The organism is Sedimentibacter sp. MB35-C1, assembly GCF_030913635.1.
Classification (GTDB): domain Bacteria; phylum Bacillota; class Clostridia; order Tissierellales; family Sedimentibacteraceae; genus Sedimentibacter.
In genome coordinates, this window is sequence record NZ_CP133188.1 from 1130887 (window position 1) to 1144859 (window position 13973).

General features: G+C 36.0%; 9 protein-coding genes. 7 read left to right on the top strand and 2 right to left on the bottom strand.

Features of this window, described 5'->3' with window-relative positions; genetic code table 11:
• Positions 1–22 precede the first annotated feature (22 nt).
• A complete protein-coding gene (locus RBQ61_RS05185; protein ID WP_308139449.1) occupies positions 23–475 on the bottom strand; it encodes a universal stress protein in 453 nt (150 codons plus the stop codon).
• Between the two features lie 234 nt (positions 476–709).
• Here RBQ61_RS05185 and RBQ61_RS05190 point away from each other — a divergent pair, with 234 nt between their 5' ends.
• The 4 genes from RBQ61_RS05190 (at position 710) to RBQ61_RS05205 (ending at position 9465) form a co-directional block, all read left to right on the top strand.
• On the top strand, positions 710–2959 hold the full coding sequence (locus tag RBQ61_RS05190; protein WP_308139450.1) for an ATP-dependent helicase: 2250 nt from the start codon (positions 710–712) through the stop codon (positions 2957–2959).
• 18 nt (positions 2960–2977) lie between these two features.
• Positions 2978–4951: an NAD-dependent DNA ligase LigA gene (gene ligA / locus RBQ61_RS05195; RefSeq protein ID WP_308139451.1), complete on the top strand. Its 1974-nt coding sequence runs from the start codon at positions 2978–2980 to the stop codon at positions 4949–4951.
• A 145-nt stretch (positions 4952–5096) separates the two neighbouring features.
• Positions 5097–5726, top strand: a complete 630-nt coding sequence (locus tag RBQ61_RS05200) for a histidine phosphatase family protein (protein ID WP_308139452.1) — start codon at positions 5097–5099, stop codon at positions 5724–5726.
• Between the two features lie 307 nt (positions 5727–6033).
• Positions 6034–9465, top strand: a complete 3432-nt coding sequence (locus RBQ61_RS05205) for a pyruvate carboxylase (protein ID WP_308139453.1) — start codon at positions 6034–6036, stop codon at positions 9463–9465.
• A 75-nt stretch (positions 9466–9540) separates the two neighbouring features.
• On the opposite strand, the gene RBQ61_RS05210 is transcribed toward RBQ61_RS05205, so the two are convergent.
• Positions 9541–11307 carry a flavocytochrome c gene (locus RBQ61_RS05210; protein WP_308139454.1) on the bottom strand — a complete coding sequence of 589 codons (1767 nt, stop codon included), beginning with the start codon at positions 11305–11307 and terminating at the stop codon, positions 9541–9543.
• Positions 11308–11439: 132 nt separating this feature from the next.
• Between RBQ61_RS05210 and RBQ61_RS05215 the strand changes: the two genes are divergently transcribed.
• The 3 genes from RBQ61_RS05215 (at position 11440) to RBQ61_RS05225 (ending at position 13924) form a co-directional block, all read left to right on the top strand.
• Positions 11440–12264, top strand: coding sequence for a carbon-nitrogen hydrolase family protein (locus RBQ61_RS05215; protein ID WP_308139455.1), 825 nt, complete (start codon positions 11440–11442; stop codon positions 12262–12264).
• Positions 12265–12407: 143 nt separating this feature from the next.
• A complete protein-coding gene (locus RBQ61_RS05220; RefSeq protein ID WP_308139456.1) occupies positions 12408–12866 on the top strand; it encodes a DUF188 domain-containing protein in 459 nt (152 codons plus the stop codon).
• A 293-nt stretch (positions 12867–13159) separates the two neighbouring features.
• Positions 13160–13924, top strand: coding sequence for an IclR family transcriptional regulator (locus RBQ61_RS05225; RefSeq protein WP_308139457.1), 765 nt, complete (start codon positions 13160–13162; stop codon positions 13922–13924).
• The last annotated feature ends 49 nt before the right edge of the window (positions 13925–13973 follow it).

Sequence of the window (13973 nt, forward strand, 5' to 3'; positions counted from 1 at the left end):
GTCGGCATTAATATTATTTTGTTTATGCATTAATGACCATTACCGGGCAGGCAGAAGAAGCAAGTACCTTTTGAGTTATTGAGCCTATAAAGAACCTTTCAAAATTTGAAAAGCCACGTCTTCCCATGACTATGAGATCAAAGTTTTCATTTTCAGCAAGCTTAAGAATTTCTTCAGCAGCTTTTCCGACAACTATTTTTTTTGTAATATTTAAGTCTTCGCAGTCAAGTCGTCTTACAATTATATCAAGCATTTTTGTCTCTTCTTGGATTAGGTCTTTCATCATTTTGTTTCTGTTTACAATAAAGGCGTTTTCTGTGCTCATGCCAAAATATGAATATTTGTCTTCTGAAGGAAGATTTACAACAGTTACAAATGTCAATTCCGCATTTATAAGCCTTCCAATTTCCACAGCTTTTTGTGCTGATTTTTGAGAAGCTTCCGAGCCGTCTACGGGGACTAATATTTTTTTCATTTTTCCTCCTTTTACAATTAGCATAAATAAAAATTGTTCTTTTTATCATTATACCTAAAATTACTAAGCATAAACAGAATTGCCATAATAAATATATATTTTAGCAATATTGTGAGAATATGCTGCTTAGCAGGAGTCCCTGTAAATTAAAACCGTTGTTCCTATTAGTGCGATATGATATAATTTATAGAATCAAAATTGGAATTGTGCACTTACATATTCAATGGAGGAATTATGGAATTATTAAATAAATTGAATGAAAAGCAAAGAGAAGCGGCTTCGCATGACAAAGGCCCCATACTTGTTATAGCAGGAGCTGGTACGGGTAAGACTCGTGTGCTTACGCATAGGATCGCGTATCTTATTGAAGAGGGAAAAGCAATGCCATGGGAAATACTTGCCATTACGTTTACTAATAAGGCTGCAAATGAAATGAAGGAAAGAATTGCCCAGCTTATTGATTATGACATTGACAGAATGTGGATCGGAACTTTTCACTCAGTGTGTGTGAGAATATTAAGAAAAAATATTGAAAGACTAGGATATGATAGTAATTTTGTCATTTATGATACAAACGATCAGAAAATTATAATAAAAGACTGCATAAAGGAATTAGATATTGACTCTAAAAAGTATAATGTTAATTCTATTAAAGCGGTAATAAGTGCGGAAAAGAATAACAGGAGACTTCCTGATAAGTTTATAGCGGAAAATTATACGGATTTTTATAAAAGGAATGTGGGAGAGGTATATTCGCTTTATGAGAAAAAGCTGAAGAAAGCAAATGCTCTTGATTTTGATGATCTTCTTATAAAAACTCTAAAACTTATAGAAACAGAGCCGGATATAAAAAAATTCTATCAGGAGAGATTTAAGTACATTCTTGTAGACGAGTATCAAGATACTAATTTAATTCAGTACAGCCTTGTTAAAATTTTAGGGCAGAAACCTGACGGTGAAAGCAATGTATTTGTTGTAGGTGATGAGGATCAGTCCATATACGGATGGAGAGGAGCGGATATCAACAATATTCTTAATTTTGAAAAGGACTTTGCAGGTGCAAAGGTTGTAAAGCTCGAAAAAAATTACCGCTCAACAAATATTATACTGAATGTTGCCAATGGAGTCATAAAGAATAATTGTCAGAGGAAGGGTAAAAATCTGTTTACTGATTGCGATAACGGGAATCTCATAAGAATCATGGAGACTGACAATGAAAAGGATGAGGCATTTACAGTTGCTGCATTAATGAGAAAAGAAAGAAGAGACAATAATATCAGCTATGCCGATATGGCTGTTTTGTACAGAACAAATGCACAGTCGAGGGCGCTTGAAGAGGGATTGATTCGCGAGGGCATACCATATAAAATTGTTGGAGGACTTAAGTTCTACGAAAGAAAAGAAATTAAGGATATAATGGCGTACTTGATGCTTATTTACAATCAAAAGGATGATATAAGCTTTGACAGAATAATTAATGTACCAAGAAGAAAAATCGGTGCGAAAACTGTAGAATTGATAACACGGCATTCATATGATGCAGGTGTTTCAAAATTTGAAGCCTGTTTTGATACGGATCTGCTAAATTTATCTGCATCTGCTGAAAAAAGCGTAGAAGGCTTTGTTTCCATGATTGAAATGCTTATGATAAAAAAGGATGTAATTTCTGTTTCGGAATTTATACAAGAAGTATATGAATCAACCGGGTATAAGTCGATGCTTGAGGAAGATGACAGTGTTGAGGGAAGAAGCAGAATCGAAAATATAGATGAATTTATGTCTGCAGCTAAGGACTTTGAGGAAAGGTATGAGGAGAACAGTATTGAAGATTTCCTGGCTCACGTTTCTTTGCTGGCTGACGTAGATAAGACAGATGAAACAAAAGTCGACACGGTAACACTGATGACTGTGCATGCAGCAAAGGGGCTGGAATTTGATACCGTATTTGTAACAGGACTTGAGGAGGGCACTTTCCCTATTATTCATCAGGACGAATTAGACGATGATTTGGAAGAGGAGAGAAGGTTGTTCTACGTTGCGGTCACCAGAGCAAAAAGAATGCTGTATATAACCCATGCAGATGACAGAATGCGTTTTGGAAATCACGAAATGAAAATGGGTTCGAGATTTTTAAAAGAAATACCTGAAGATTGCATAGAAGAAAGTGATCCACGGACTTTTGCCGCTAGGAAGGTTGAAAGATTAGAAAATGAGGATTTTCCAGTTAATTCCAGCAAACAACAATCCCACTTTACTAAAAATAAATTTTTTAAAGGTGGATTTGATATAGGGAAAAAAGAAGATAAACCGAAATTAAAATCAGATAAAATTATGCCTGGAGACAGGGTTATGCATAAGGCATGGGGAATCGGAACTGTTGTTCAGATCAAAGATGACGGCGATAGTAAAGTGATAGTTATAGCGTTTGAAAACAAGGGATTAAAAAATTTGAATTTGGAATACGCACCGATAGAAAAAATATAAGCGCGAAAGGAATAAATTATGGATGATAAGCTTCTGTTGATGAAGGAAAAAATAAGTTTGTTAAACAAAGCCAATAAGGCATATTATCAGGAGAATACAGAAATAATGTCCAACTATGAATATGACAAGCTCTATGATGAGCTTTTGAAGTTGGAAAAAGAAACCGGCATAGTACTATCCAACAGCCCATCAATTAATGTGGGTTATGAGCTGCTTACAAGTCTTCCAAAAGAGCCGCACGAGAAACCTATGCTTTCATTGGATAAAACAAAAAATGCCGCTGCATTGAAGGAATGGCTTGGTGCAAATGAAGGATTGTTGTCATGGAAGCTTGACGGATTGACTATAGTTATGACATATGTTGGAGGAAACCTTGTTAAAGCTGTTACCAGAGGCAATGGAGAGGTTGGAGAGGTAATAACTAATAATGCCAGGGTATTCATCAATATACCTCTGAATATTAGCTACAAGGGGACATTGGTTTTGAGAGGAGAAGCTGTAATAAGCTATTCTGATTTTACAAAAATTAATAGCGAGATACATGAGGCGGAAGCAAAATATAAAAACCCCAGAAATTTATGCAGCGGTTCTGTAAGGCAGCTGAACAACAGAATAACGGCAGAAAGAAATGTACAATTTTATGGATTCTCTCTTGTGAAAGCAGAAGGAAAGAACTTTGATAATTCAAGAGAAGAACAGTTACGCTGGCTTAGCAGTTTGGGGTTTTCTGTTGTAGAACACAAAAAGGTGGATTCAACAAATATATTAGATGAGATTAAGTGGTTTGAAGAACACATAAGTGAAAATGATCTGCCTTCCGATGGACTGGTTCTGACATATAATAATATTGAATACGGCGAATCGCTTGGGTCTACAGCTAAATTTCCCAGAGACTCCATAGCTTTTAAATGGAGTGACGAAATTAAAGAAACCGTACTGATGGAAATTGAATGGAGCGCTTCAAGAACGGGATTGATTAATCCAATTGCTGTATTTGAGCCGGTGGAGCTTGAAGGAACAACCGTCAGCCGTGCAAGCGTGCATAATTTAAGCATTATGGAAAATCTTGAACTGGGTGTGGGCGACACCATAAGGGTGTACAAGGCAAATATGATAATTCCTCAAATATCTGATAACCTTACAAGAAGTGGAAATGCAAAAATTCCGCACAGCTGCCCTGTATGCGGAGGAGAGACAAAGATTAAGGATGAAAATGAAATAAAAACTCTTTATTGCATGAACGAAAATTGTCTTGCAAAGCAGATAAAGTCATTCACTCATTTTGTGAGCAGAGATGCAATAAATATTGAAGGATTGTCGGAGGCTACAATAGAGAAGCTGATTGCAAAAGGTATGATAAAAGAATTGGCGGATATATTTCATATAGGTAATTTTAAGACTACAATAGTTCAAATGGAAGGCTTTGGCGAAAAGTCTTTTGAAAATTTAGTTAAGTCTGTAAATAATGCAAGGAAAACCACAGCGGCAAGACTTTTGTACAGCCTTGGGATAGCTAATATAGGGCTTTCAAATGCCAGACTCATATGCAAGAAATTTAATGATGACTGGTATAGAATTGAAAATGCGGAGTTAGAAGAGTTGACTGAAATTCCAGGTGTAGGAGAGGTTATGGCTGCCAATTATATTAAGTTTTTTAATGACGAAAACAAGAGGCAGATTGTAAAAGACATCCTTAAGGAAGTTGAATTGGAAAGGTCAGAAAAAAATACATCCGAACAGATATTTGAAAATATAAACTTTGTTATAACAGGATCAGTTGAAAAATTTAAAAACAGGGATGAGTTGAAAGCCTTAATTGAAAAACATGGAGGCAAGGTCACAGGTTCAGTTACTACAAAAACAAATTACCTTATAAATAATGATAATACATCAAATTCTTCTAAAAATAAAAAGGCTAAGGAATTGGAAATACCTATAATTACTGAAGATGAGTTCATTGAAAGGTTCAATGTCGATATTGAATCTAAGTAGCTGAACTTTACGGGACAGTTTGAATATGTTAAGCTGTATAAAATGGGTATCGTGCTTGTGCCTGTATTTGTGAGGCTAATGGCATGGATTGTGTTTGTTTTAACATCAACTATAAACTTAAATAGCAAATATAAGGAGTAACATTATGACAAGAATATATTTAACGAGACACGGGGAAACCGAATGGAACAGACAAAGAAGATTTCAAGGAAGTAAAAACTCCGAACTCACGGAGAAGGGGATTCTAGGTGCAGAACTCTTAGCAACAAGAGTTGAGGATATAGAGCTTGACTGCATAGTTTCAAGCCCTCTTAAAAGGGCATACCACACAGCTGAAATCGTAAGAGGAAAAAAAGATATAGACATTATAAAAAATGAAGGCTTTAAGGAAATTAACTTAGGCGATTTTGAGGGTATGCGATGGGATGAGATTGAACAGCTTCACGGTGAGATTCTTAAAAGAATTTCTAAAGATCCGTTAAACAACAGATACCCTAACGGAGAAAATCTGTCCGAATTTTACAGCCGCGTTGAAAGAGCTTTTAAAGAAGTAATAAACAAGTGCAGAAATAAAAACGTATTGATAGTAGCTCACGGTGGTACAATAAAGTGCATAGAGTCATATATCAGAAAATTTAAAATAAGCAAGGACTGGATGGGAAATGTAGTGCATAATTGCAGCCTTTCATGCGTAGATGTGGATGACAACAATAATATCAAAGAAATTCTATACAATGATACAGAGCATTTAAATGGAAATGTTGCCTTTGGCTAGGCGATATTTAATCTTTTGCTATTTTTGGAGCGAAAAATCAAGTCAAATATAAATAAATAGTATGTCACATTTAATCAATTTGCTGTACAAATAAAGCAAATTGATTTTTTTTAGAGATAATTGCATAATAATAAAAGGCAGAAAACGATATCACAAAGTATTTTACAAATCAAAATAAATAAAATAAAGTTTTTAATTCAAAAATCTAATTTTATAAAACAACCTCCTTGAAAAACTAATAAAATGATGTTAAACTATTTTTTATAATGATATACATTGAATGTTGATGAGTGTTATGGAGGGACAGATGAAAAATTTTAAAAGAATTCTGGTAGCAAACCGCGGCGAAATTGCCATCAGAGTTTTCAGAGCATGTGAAGAGCTTGGCATAAGAAGCGTCGCAATTTATTCTGAAGAAGACAGAAATTCGCTTTTTAGAACAAAAGCTGATGAAGCGTATCAAATAGGTAAAGGTAAAAAGCCTGTTGATGCTTATCTTGGCATTGATGAAATAATAAACCTTGCAAAATCTAAGGGCGTTGATGCTATACATCCAGGTTACGGATTCTTATCAGAAAATGTGGAATTTGCACGTAGATGTGAAGAAGAGGGTATTGTGTTTATAGGTCCTGACCATGTGATGATGAGCAAGCTGGGCGATAAAATTAAATCCAAGATAGTTGCAAATTCTGTTGGAGTTCCTACAATTCCAGGAATTGAAGAAGCTGTTAAATCAGAAAACGATGCAAAAAAATTTGCTGATTTCTGTGGGTACCCGGTAATTTTGAAAGCTTCAGCAGGTGGTGGCGGAAGAGGTATGCGAATAGCATGGCGTGAAGAAGATCTTTTAAGAGAGTTCAGAAGTGCTCAGAGTGAAGCAAGGAAGGCATTTGGCATTGATGATATATTTATAGAAAAATATCTTGAAAGACCAAAACATATAGAAGTACAGGTTCTCGGTGATAATTACGGCAATATAGTTCACTTATTTGAAAGAGACTGTTCTATTCAAAGAAGGCATCAAAAAGTAGTTGAATTTACACCTGCTTTAAGTATAACGCTTGAGCAAAGAGAAGCTATATGCAGTGATGCACTGAAGCTTGCTGGAGCGGTAAATTACAGGAATGCTGGGACACTTGAGTTTTTAGTGGATAAACACGGCAATCACTATTTTATTGAGATGAACCCTCGAATTCAGGTTGAGCATACAGTATCTGAAATGGTAACAGGTGTAGATATTGTTCAATCACAGATACTTATAGCACAGGGATTCAGATTGGATTCCAATGAAATAAACATTAAGTCTCAGGATGATATAAAGCAAAACGGATATGCCATACAGTGCAGGGTAACTACAGAAGATCCCGCAAATAACTTTGCTCCTGATACAGGAAAAATAGATGTATACAGAACAGGATCTGGATTTGGTATAAGACTTGATGGAGGAAACGGGTTCACCGGAGCAGTTATAAGCCCATACTATGACAGCCTCTTAGTTAAGGTTATTTCTCACGGAAGAACATTTAACGATGCTGTCAATAAAAGTGCGAGAGCACTGAAAGAGCTTGAAATACACGGTGTAAAAACAAATATAGGTTTTCTTTTAAATGTGCTGAACCATGAAACATTTAAAAAGGGTCAGTGCGACACAGGATTCATAGCAGATAACCCGTCACTGCTAAATGTTAGAGGCGGAGAAGATAAAGAATTAAAGGTATTGAATTATATAGGAAATATTGTTGTCAATGAGACAAAGGGGTTGAAGCCTCAGTTCGATGTACCAAGAGTTCCTGAACTGAAAAAAGACAATAAATCAAAGCAAGAGTTGAAACAACTTTTGGATACAAAAGGACCTAAGGAAGTTTCAAAATATGTCCTAAACCAAAAACGACTATTTTTAACAGATACGACAATGCGAGATGCTCATCAATCACTTATGGCTACAAGGGTAAGAACTGTTGATATGGAGAAAATAGCTCCTGCTATGGATAATATGGCAAGCGACTTGTTTTCAGTTGAAATGTGGGGTGGAGCTACATTTGACGTTGCATATAGATTCTTGAAAGAAGATCCATGGGAAAGACTAAGAACATTAAGACAGAAAATGCCGAATATTTTGTTCCAGATGTTGTTAAGAGGAGCAAATGCGGTTGGGTATAAAAATTATCCTGACAATGTAATAAGAGAGTTCGTTAAGGCATCTGCAAAAGAAGGAATAGATGTGTATCGTATATTTGATTCTCTGAACTGGATTGAGGGTATGGAAGTGGCCATCGATGAGGTTCTTAACCAGAATAAAATAGTTGAAGCCAGCATCTGTTATACAGGTGACATACTTGATGAAAAAAGAGATAAGTACACATTGAAATATTATGTGGATATGGCAAAGAAGCTTGAAAAAAGAGGAGCGCATGTGCTTGCAATAAAAGACATGTCTGCACTTTTAAAACCAATGGCTGCTGATAAGCTTATAAGAGCCTTAAAAAATGAACTGTCAATACCCGTTCATCTTCATACTCACGATACAAGCGGAAACGGAGTTGTAACAGTTTATTCGGCCGCTAATGCAGGAGTGGATATTGTTGATACTGCATTTAACTCAATGGCGGGGCTTACAAGTCAGCCTCCTTTGAACTCTGTTATTGCAGCACTGAACAATACAGAAAGAGACACTATGCTCGATTTGGATGATATGCAAAAAATTTCTGATTATTGGGAAGCTGTTCGACCTGTATACCATAAGTTTGAGTCCGGATTAAAAACAGGTACAGCAGAAATATACAAATATGAAATTCCTGGAGGACAATATTCGAACCTTAAGCCACAGGTTGAAAGCTTTGGTATGGGACACAGGTTTGAAGAAGTCAAGGATATGTTTAAGACAGTTAATGAGATGCTTGGTGATATCGTAAAGGTTACACCGTCATCAAAAGCCGTAGGAGATATGGCAATATTTATGGTTCAAAATGAACTTACTTCAGAAAATATTTATGAAAAAGCAAAAGATATGGACTTCCCAGACTCAATTGTATCATACTTTGAAGGTATGATGGGTCAGCCGGAGGGTGGATTCCCAGAAAAACTTCAGAACCTTGTTTTAAAGGATAAGGAGCCTATTAAATGTAGACCTGGCGAACTTCTGCCACCAGAAGATTTTGATTCTATAAAAAATATGCTGAGAGAAAAACACGGACTTGAAGGAACGGATGAAGAGGCGCTGAGCTATGCATTGTATCCGAAAGTGTTTGAAGACTACATTAAAGACCAAAAAGAGCAGGGAAGTTTTAGGCTTATGGGAAGTGATATTTTCTTCCACGGTCTTGAAGAAGGAGAAACATGCGAGGTTAAAATTGCTGAAGGCCAGAAGCTTAGTATCAAGCTTGTGGAAGTAAAAGCTAATGATGACGGAACAAAGGATCTTGCATTTGAGGCAAACGGAAATAGAAGAGTAATAACAGTAAAAGATAAAAATGCCGTTAACTTAAAAGCTGCTTCTACTGAGAAAGTTATGGCTGATACAGGTAATCAATACGAAATAGGAGCAAACATACCAGGCAATGTTTATAAAATTCTTGTAAAACAGGGTGATAAAGTTGAAGCGGGTCAACCTGTTGCAGTATTGGAAGCAATGAAAATGGAAACAAATGTATTGGCACCGTTGGCAGGAACAGTTGCAAAAATTCATGTCAAAGAAGGTCAAAGAGTAGTTGCTGGAGAGTTAATAGCAGAATTAGAATAAAAAAATTTATAAGAAAAGGCAACCCAGATTCTTGGTTGCCTTTCTATATTTTAGTTTGCTTATTTTAAGTGGGTTTTATTTTACAAAAGTTGATGCACTTGCACCTGCTATTCTTCCAAAAATAGTTATATCTGATACTGCATTACCGCCAATTCTGTTACCTCCGTGTATTCCACCTGTTACTTCGCCGGCTGCAAAGAGTCCCGGTATAATATCACCTGAATTATTAATTACCTCAGTATTTGTATTTATTTTCAATCCGCCCATGGTGTGATGTATGGCTGGCGCAACCTCTACATAGTAGTAAGGGGATTGAGTAAGCTCTACATCCAGAGAAGTTCTGCCGAATTCTGTATCAGATTTTCCTGTCACGTATACGTTGTATGATTCAATTGTATTTTTAAGTTCAGAAGCATCCACTTCCATCATTTGTGCCAGTTCTTCAATTGAAGCGGCTTCTTTCAAAAGTCCTTGATTCTTATATTTCTCATAAGTAGAGGCTTTTTCATAAACCTGTTTGTCAAGAACAAGGAATGCAGTTGCACCTTCCTGAGATAATATAGCCTCTGAAACAACATCCCTGGTTTCAAGCTCATCTATGAACCTTTTGCCTTCGTGGTTTACTAGAATTGCGCCATCACCACGTATTCCTTCTGTAATCATTTCATTAATTACAGGCACAACAGTGGGGTGTGTCTGTATTTGGTCGATATCTGTGAGAGCTACATCTAATTTCTCTGCCATTGCCAGCGCATCGCCAGTTGCTCCGGGCTGATTTGTAGTTCCAAATCCCTTAAGTTCCGGGTTGTATTTTTCCACCAACTGAGCATTTGCACCAAAGCCGCCTGTTGCGATTATTACCGCCTTAGCATTTATATTGTAAGTATTACCGTCATTGTTTTCAACTTTTATTCCTGTAGCTGAACCGTTATCATCAGTTAATATTTCGATTGCTTTTGTGTTCAATCTTATTTCAATACCCAAATTATCTGCTTGAGTTTGAAATACGTCCATTAAGTGAGAGCCAATAGGCATTCCTTGAGGAGCTTTGTGCAGTCTGTCAACACTTTGACCTCCAGATCTGCCGACTTCAGATAAATCTGCTCCAAGGCTTTCCAACCAATCTAATGTTTCAGCTGATTTTTCTGTGAATACCTTCAACAATTCTGGGTCATTAAGATCATGACCGCCTTTCATTGTATCTTCATAAAAAAGCTCCGGACTGTCTTCGATGCCTTTTTCTTCTTGATACTTGGTTCCGGCAGCGTTCATACCGCCTGTTGCATAGTTTGTATTTCCGCCAATGAAAGCATTTTTTTCCACTACGATTACATTAGAACCTTGGTTTGTTGCCTCAATTGCCGCGGTCATGCCGGCGCCTCCAGCACCTACAATTACTATATCTGTTGATGCATCCTCAGCAGTTTCAACTTCTTTAACAACATTTTTTGCCGTTAAAGTAACATTTGCCTGTTTTACGGCATCACTAACTGCTCTTATTAGCGCGCCGCTTGTTAAGGTTGCTCCTGTAACTGTGTCTGCATCTGTAGAATTTGTCTCTATCATGTGTGATATTATGCTGTCGACAACAGTATTGGTGTATCCTGAATCTGAATTTTCCAAAATATTTATACCCTTAATCTCGGAGTTTTCGATTACTACTTCAACCTTTATAGGGCCATACTTTCCTTGCGATTCCCCTTGCACAGTTGTATTAACCAAATTTTTCTGTTCTTCTTCGGGGGCCTGGTTGTTATCCGGTTGGTTATTCTGGCATGATCCCAAAGAAAATATCATTATAACTGATAACAAAATAGAAATAATCTTATAGTAATTTTTCATTTTGTGCTCCTTTTCAATTTATTTATAAATATAATTACCAAGGATTGAAAATTTATACTGAAGATAACGTATGAGACACTTGTAAACGATATCTGTATGAATTATAATAATTAAAAATAGTGGAGGTATATTATGGATAAATTTAATGCGGCCTTGCTGCAGATGAAGGTTTATGATAATAAAGAAAAAAACATTAAAAATGCAGTGAATTTAATTGAAAAAGTTTCAAGAGAAGGTGCTGATTTGGCCGTGCTGCCGGAAATGTTTTGCTGCCCTTACGATAGTTCATATTTTAAAAAATTTAGCGAAGAACAGGGAGGTCCTGCCTACGAAGCTTTAAGAGCGGTTGCAGAGCGTACAGGAATATATGTGGTGGCTGGAACCATACCTGAATCGGAAGGAGATAAAATATATAATACCTCATATGTTTTTGACGGAAATGGTAAACAAATAGCAAAGCATAGGAAGATGCATTTGTTTGATATAGATGTAAAGGGGGGGCAGTATTTCAAAGAATCAGATACCTTTACGCCGGGAAAAGATGTAACAATTTTTGAAACAAAATTTTGCAGAATAGGGCTTGCTGTATGTTACGACATAAGATTTCCTGAGCTGAGCAGATTAATTGCTGCGGGAGAAGCGGAAGTAATAATTTACCCTGCGGCATTTAATATGACAACAGGTCCGGCTCATTGGGAGCTTAATTTCAGGTCGAGGGCTCTGGACAACCAAGTATATACAATAGGTGTTGCACCGGCAAGAGATATGGAGTCGTCATATCATTCATACGGAAATTCCTTAGTTGTGTCGCCGTGGGGCAATGTTTTAAACAGAATGGACGAAAAAGAGGGATACATAATTCAGGAAATTGATTTAGATTATGTAAAAAAAGTGAGAAGTGAACTTCCGCTATTAAAGCACGTAAGAAATGATATTTACTCACTTAGGAAAATCTAGGAAAAACTAATTTATAGCTTAATCTGCAAATTCATTAAGCCTTTAGCACCGATGATTAAGATAAATAAAATAGTAAAATTTTTGATATTGCTTTAACATTTAATTGTAATAGGTCATAATTTAAATATAAAAGGAGATTTTTCATGCGAATCATTATAGATGGAGATGCATGTCCACAGCGTGTAAAGGAAATATGCGAAGAGGCAGCCAAGGAATTTGGAATTGAACTTATTATTGTCGTAGATATTGATCATTACATTGTAAGTGATTACCAGGTTTTTGTAGTAGAGCAGGGAAGAGAATCCGTGGATTATAAGATAGTTCAAATTTTTAAGGAGGATGATATTCTTGTTACTCAGGATTACGGGCTTTCAAGTCTTGTATTGGGGAAGGCGTCGGCAGTAATCCATACAGCAGGCTTTTTTATAAACAAGAATAATATAGACAGCTTGCTTCAATCCAGGTACATCAGCGCGAGAATAAGGAAGCAAGGCGGAAAAACAAAGGGACCGTCAAAAAGAACTAAAGAGCAGGATGAAAATTTCAAGAAATGTCTTTACAAAGTTCTCCGCGAGAAAATTGGAAAAAATAAACATAAATAATAGTGAGCCTATTTGGCTCCCTTTTGTTCGTCAATACAAAAAACGATTTGACAATGCAAAAAATATATTGACAAATATGAAAACATCTGCTAATCTATAAAAGAAAATTAGAATAAAGTTGAAGTGACCCAAATGTTATGAATATTGCTTAATCTTTGAAATATGCTAAAAGAAGTTACGCTACACCAGATATTGAATAAGAAGTGGCTATTCATACGGCAAAGCTGGAAATAAAAAGTGGCGATTTTGGGGAATTATTGCCATCTAAATAAGTAAGATGTAGAGGGGTTTTTATGAACATACTTGGAAAAGTTCTATCTGTTGACAAGGCGTTACTGATTATAAGGCTGTTGGCAGAAAAGGGACGCGAAATGAAGCTGACAGAGATATCAGATGAGCTTGATATTAATAAAAGTACATTGCATGGTTTAATAAGCACTCTGAAATATCATGGGTTTGTTGACCAAGACGGGAAAACGCAAAAATACAGACTCGGATTATATCTAATTCAGTTGGGAGATATAGCATCAAAATCATTGAACATAATACAAATAACAACTCCAATAATTGAAAATGTATGCAATAAGTTACAAGAGACAGTGCATATAGGAAGTCTAGATAATTCAGAAGTTGTATATGTGAATAAGAAAGAATCAAAACAATCCATGAGAATTTATACTAATATTGGAGCAAGAAACCCTGCATATTGTACCGGCTTGGGAAAAGCAATGCTGGCATATTTAGATGATGATACAATAAATAAAATAATTCCTGAAAAGCTAGAAAAACTTACGCCAAATACCATTACTGATAAGCAGGAACTTATAAAAGTCTTAAAGACAGTTAAAGAAAATGGATACGCATTTGATAATGAAGAGATAGCTATAGGTCTTACATGTTTAGCTGCTCCCATATTTGATTATACTGGCAAAGCAATATATGGGATTAGTGTATCTGGGCCAACTGTAAGGATGGATGAAGATAAAATTCAAGAATCTATTAAAATAATAAAAGAAGCAGCTGAAGAAATATCTTTAAAAATTGGGTATATTGATTAATACCCTTAAATTTTTCAAAATAATCAAAACTCAGTTTTGCATTATCAAA

What these genes read in the sequence shown, in the direction of transcription:
- RBQ61_RS05185 (WP_308139449.1), bottom strand. Translation starts at nt 475, where the DNA reads ATGAAAAAAATATTAGTCCCCGTAGACGGCTCGGAAGCTTCTCAAAAA.
- RBQ61_RS05190 (WP_308139450.1), top strand. Translation starts at nt 710, where the DNA reads ATGGAATTATTAAATAAATTGAATGAAAAGCAAAGAGAAGCGGCTTCG.
- ligA (WP_308139451.1), top strand. Translation starts at nt 2,978, where the DNA reads ATGGATGATAAGCTTCTGTTGATGAAGGAAAAAATAAGTTTGTTAAAC.
- RBQ61_RS05200 (WP_308139452.1), top strand. Translation starts at nt 5,097, where the DNA reads ATGACAAGAATATATTTAACGAGACACGGGGAAACCGAATGGAACAGA.
- RBQ61_RS05205 (WP_308139453.1), top strand. Translation starts at nt 6,034, where the DNA reads ATGAAAAATTTTAAAAGAATTCTGGTAGCAAACCGCGGCGAAATTGCC.
- RBQ61_RS05210 (WP_308139454.1), bottom strand. Translation starts at nt 11,307, where the DNA reads ATGAAAAATTACTATAAGATTATTTCTATTTTGTTATCAGTTATAATG.
- RBQ61_RS05215 (WP_308139455.1), top strand. Translation starts at nt 11,440, where the DNA reads ATGGATAAATTTAATGCGGCCTTGCTGCAGATGAAGGTTTATGATAAT.
- RBQ61_RS05220 (WP_308139456.1), top strand. Translation starts at nt 12,408, where the DNA reads ATGCGAATCATTATAGATGGAGATGCATGTCCACAGCGTGTAAAGGAA.
- RBQ61_RS05225 (WP_308139457.1), top strand. Translation starts at nt 13,160, where the DNA reads ATGAACATACTTGGAAAAGTTCTATCTGTTGACAAGGCGTTACTGATT.